Origin of the sequence: Asaia sp. SF2.1 (genome assembly GCF_000505765.1) — a bacterium.
Classification (GTDB): Bacteria; Pseudomonadota; Alphaproteobacteria; order Acetobacterales; family Acetobacteraceae; genus Asaia; species Asaia bogorensis.
The window spans coordinates 201,862-206,621 of sequence record NZ_AYXS01000012.1; the positions used below are offsets into that span (position 1 = coordinate 201,862).

Annotated in this window: 4 protein-coding genes; all 4 read right to left on the reverse strand. The window is 60.1% G+C overall.

Features of this window, described 5'->3' with window-relative positions; all coding sequences use genetic code 11:
* The coding region (locus tag P792_RS37590) for a hypothetical protein (RefSeq protein ID WP_035439672.1) at positions 1 to 782 on the reverse strand (782 nt) is incomplete at its 3' end.
* Positions 783 to 942: 160 nt separating this feature from the next.
* A complete protein-coding gene (locus P792_RS27280) occupies positions 943 to 1,872 on the reverse strand; it encodes a Gfo/Idh/MocA family protein (protein WP_031240626.1) in 930 nt (309 codons plus the stop codon).
* Positions 1,869 to 3,155 (reverse strand): sugar MFS transporter, encoded by a 1,287-nt coding sequence (locus P792_RS27285; RefSeq protein WP_031240627.1) that lies wholly within the window; start codon positions 3,153 to 3,155, stop codon positions 1,869 to 1,871. The genes P792_RS27280 and P792_RS27285 overlap by 4 nt, the downstream gene beginning before the upstream one ends.
* A gap of 171 nt (positions 3,156 to 3,326) precedes the next feature.
* A partial coding sequence (locus P792_RS38675; protein WP_035439676.1) for a glutamate synthase-related protein occupies positions 3,327 to 4,760 on the reverse strand: 1,434 nt, incomplete at its 5' end.

Genomic DNA, 4,760 nt, shown 5'->3' on the forward strand with positions numbered 1-4,760 from the left:
GGCGCAGCGATACGGCTATCGCTCTTGGGCGTGCGCGCGCTTTCAGCCGTAACGAGGTAAAGCCCAGGCTTCTTGCCCGCAATCACACGCGCAATCGGAAAGGCCGTGACGGTCGTGGCATTGCGCGTGCCCGGCGTATCCATCGTCCCGGTCCAGATCTGGCTCAGACGCTTTTCGCGCAGATTGTTGAATTCATAGCCTTCGAGCGAGGTGACGCCCGTATCGACGCGAGGATAACTCTCATCGCTGGTCATGCTCTGGGTGGCGACAGGCGACAGGCGCCACACACTTACACGTACACGCTCGATATTGACAGTTTGCACATCAAGGCCGGCCACGCTGTGACGGGGCAGGATAAAGCCCTCACCTGCAAGACTGAGGCTTGGTGTCCGGTCACCCGTCGCCATGCTGACCACCACCGGATCAGCCAGCACGTTGCCGCGCGCATCATGCATGCCGCTGGTGAGTGTGACATTATATCGGGTGGCCCAGGCCAGACCACCAAGGCACAGATCGCGGTTGCGCAGCGAGATTTCAGGCCTCAGGCTGGGCGTAATCTGCACATGATCGGCATAATGGGGGCCTGCCTGGCTATCGAGCGGCGCAGCAAAGCGCAGACAGAACTCCGGGCTTTTACCCCCGGTATTGAGCAGACTGCGCTGAAACTGCATAGGCGCGGCAAACGCGGCCCCCGAGGCCAGAACGCTGATGAGCACCGAACCGAGAAGCGGCGCGCAAAGCACTGCGACCCTTGCAGAGATACCGGGGAATTTCCGCGTCATGGACCACGCCTCTTTGTCTGACCTGTAGCGTTTTTGATGGACCCGACAGGACAGAAAGGCAAGTATCCAGAGCCTGCATTACCTGAAATCTGGTGATTGTCAGGTGCTACAGGCTAGCGAACACAGATGATCGGCCTATCTGACAAATTGTATTACATATTTATTGAAATTCATCTGCCCGGTGATGGCGCGTTCCATAGGCTAGTGACTCTGTCACAATATCCAGCGGTCTCAAATCCAGAGCGCAGTCCTGCGCCGTAATCAGCGCCGCAAAGCTGTCATACACCCCGTCATATTCGCGACTTTCGGCGAGGGGCATCACCTTCCCTCCCAGAGAAAGCCTCGCGCCCCCTTCCGACATAAGAAGCTGCGCCCCATCCGGCATGGTCCAGATAATTTCCCATATCTCGTTTTCCCGCTCATGCCGCCAGTCGAAACTGGCTGATACGGGACAACGGGTCCGCGCACCAACAAGCGCGAGACGGGCCCGCGCCGGTGCCTGCTGCTGCGCAAAGAAATCAAGCGAGGCCTGCTCGAAAACGAGTGCCTCGGGGCTGACGGCGCAGAGAATGGACAGGGCATTGATCCCTGCATCGAAAACCCCCAGCGCACCGGGGCGCCACAGCCAGTCCGCGCCGGGATGCCATTTATCGGCATTTTCCTTCCAGCTAATCTCTACCCTGACCGGGTCATTCTCTTTCAGGTAAGCTGCAACACTCGGCACAGCCGCCGCATGAATCGAATGCCATGCTGCAAACACGGTGAGTCCGCGCTGACGCGCGACGGCCAGCAGAGCCTGCGCCTGGCTTCGCGTCAGGGTCGGGGGCTTTTCAAGCAGCACATGCCACCCCGCCTCCAGCGCCTGCATGGCGAGATCATAACGCATGGAAGGCGGCGTGCAGATAGCGACGGCATCGATGTCGATATGACTTTCGATCAAGGCCTCTATGGATGCAAATACCGGCACCTCCATCGTGACCGGCACGGGTGATACCGCCGCCGCCAGATGATAAGCCGAACTCGTAGCAAGGGCGGGGAGATGCTGCTGACGTGCAATCTGCCCGACGCCGATAACGGCAATCCTGATCATGATATCGTCTCCCGGGTTGCCGACGCATGGCGGCGCGGCACGGACCCCCAGCTGGCATAGAAAAGAAGGTAGAGGTAACAGACAAAGGGCAGGAGATAGGACAGGGATAGACCGATATGGTCTGCCAGCACGCCCTGGAAAATCGCAGCTGCCCCACCGGCAATGGCCATGATGAGCCACCCCGCCCCCTGCTCTGTCTGTGGGCCGAGTTCCGCGACACCGAGCGAGAAGATCGTGGGGAACATGATGGAGTGGCACAGCCCGGTCAGGAGCAACGCCCACATGGCCAGCCCGCCACTCGACGAGACAACCACCAGAATGAGCATGGCCCCGGCAAGGCTGGCGAGACCCAGCATCAGATGCGGGCTAACACGCCGCATGAGTGCCGCACCGACAAAGCGCCCCACCATGGCCCCACCCCAGAAAAAGGCCACGTAATGCGCTGCCTGGGCATGGCTCATATCGCCAATCTGTTTTTGTGAGATGAAATTCACCAGTGTGCTGCCAATGCCAATCTCGCAGATCATGTAGAGGAATATGGCGGGCACGCCCCAGAACAGATTGCGATGACGCCAGACACTGTGCTGCGTCCCGGAGGTCGTCACCTTTCGGCTGCCCGCATCGATGGACGGTAGTGGGAAACGCCAGACAACCAGCGCCATGGCCAGCAGCACGAGTGCAATCAGCCCGTACGGCAATTGCACCATCTGGGCATCCTGGATGTGTTGCCCCGCCGTCTCGGCAAGCTGGCCGCCTGTCGAGTTCTCATGGCTGCGCCCGAAGATCAGGATGCCGCCAAACAGCGGCGCAAGCGTCGTGCCGAGCGAATTGAAGGCCTGAACCATCGTCAGGCGGCTCGATGCGGAGGCCTCATCACCAATCACCACCACATACGGATTGGCTGCAACCTGAAGCAGCGTGATGGCCGCAGCCAGCAGAAACAGCGCGACCAGAAAAAACCCGTAGGAGAAAAACGCGCTGGCAGGGATGAAAAGCAGGCAGGACGCTGCCATGCCGACAAGCCCGAGAATGACCGCGTTCTTGTAGCCCAGGGCCGAAACAAGACGCGAGGCAGGCAGGGATATGACCAGATAGCCAAGATAGAAGCAGAACTGCACCAGAAGGGAGGCAGTGTAGTCGAGCGAGAAGGCAGCCTTCAGGTGGGGAACGAGAATGTCGTTGAGGACAGTCGCAAAGCCCCACATGAAAAAGACGCTCGATAACAGGGCCAGAGCGGCGACCGATGACGCCACGCCCTTTGAAGTCGAGACTTGAGACGGCATGAATAACCCTCGAAGAAGAGACCCTGCGATCTATTGACCGAGGGAGAGGGCTAGACCCTACCGAATGACTTTTCGGTAATAAAATAGATATTCAGAGGCAATATATGCCTGTTTGGCTATGAATGGGCATTACGGGCGTCGCCTCAAGCGATCCCGTGATGCCCTGTCCGCTCAGGCGGAAAGCGCCTCCTGCTTGCCCGGCAGTTCGTAGCCGATGATGCGGGCATAATCGCGCGGAACCACCTGCCAGAACTGCGACAGTACTCGATCCCAACGATGCAGAAGCTCGGCTGCATAGGCGCTGCCGGTTTCATCGGCATGACGCTGCACGAGCGAACGGAGGTTCTCTTCCCATACGCTGCCGGGCTCGATACGCGCCCAGAGAAGCGTATCCGGGTTCACACGGCGCTCGAACATCTCTTCCTTGTCGAGTACGAAAGCCATGCCGCCCGTAAAGCCGGCACCAAAATTATCGCCGATATGGCCGAGGATCACGACCGTACCGCCAGTCATGTACTCGCAGCCATTAGAACCACAGCCCTCGACCACAGCTGTCGCGCCCGAGTTACGCACAGCGAAGCGCTCGCCTGCCTGCCCCGCCGCGAAAAGCGACCCGGCAGTGGCACCGTAAAGCACGGTATTACCAATGATCGCGTTGTCTTCCGACCGCCACGGTGCGGTGGGAGACGGACGAACGACGATGGTGCCACCCGACAGGCCCTTGCCAACGTAGTCGTTCGCATCGCCCACGACATCGAGCTTGAGGCCCTGGACTGCGAAAGCACCCAGCGACTGACCGGCCGAACCACGCAGGCGCAGGGTCAGATGCCCCTCAGGCAGAGTCTTCATGCCGAATTTGCGGGTGATCAGCGACGAAACGCGCGTGCCGATGGCGCGATGCGTATTCTGCACCGTGTAGTGCAGATGCAGCTTCTCGCGATGATCGAACAGCGGCGTTGCATCGGCGATGACCTGCGCGTCGAGCGTCTCCGGCACCTCATTGCGCCCTTCACGGGTGCAATAACGTGCATCCGGCCCCGGATCGGCCTGAACCAGCAGCGAGTTCAGATCCAGATCGTCCAGATAATCCGCGCCGCGCGAGACCTGACGCAGCAGATCGGTACGGCCGATGATTTCCTCGACGCTCTTGAAGCCAAGCTCGGCCAGAATGTTGCGTACGTCCTCGGCAATGAAGGAGAAGAGGTTGATTACCTTCTCGGGTGTACCCTCGAACTTGGCGCGCAGCGCCTCGTCCTGAACGCACACGCCCACCGGACAGGTATTGGAATGGCACTGGCGCACCATGATGCAGCCCATGGCCACGAGGGCTGCTGTCCCGATGCCGAATTCCTCGGCACCCAGCATAGCGGCCATCACCACATCACGCCCGGTCTTGAGACCGCCATCGGTACGCAGGGTCACGCGATGGCGCAGGCGGTTGAGCGTCAGCACCTGATTGGCCTCGGTCAGCCCCATCTCCCAGGGGAGACCCGCATATTTGATGGAGGATTGCGGGCTCGCCCCCGTGCCACCGCAATGGCCCGAGATCATGATCGCATCCGCCTTCGCCTTGGCCACACCGGCGGCAATCGTGCCAATGCCTGT

Bases quoted from the DNA above. Each gene is read 5' to 3' on its own strand.
- P792_RS27280 (WP_031240626.1), bottom strand. From the start codon at position 1,872: ATGATCAGGATTGCCGTTATCGGCGTCGGGCAGATTGCACGTCAGCAG.
- P792_RS27285 (WP_031240627.1), bottom strand. From the start codon at position 3,155: ATGCCGTCTCAAGTCTCGACTTCAAAGGGCGTGGCGTCATCGGTCGCC.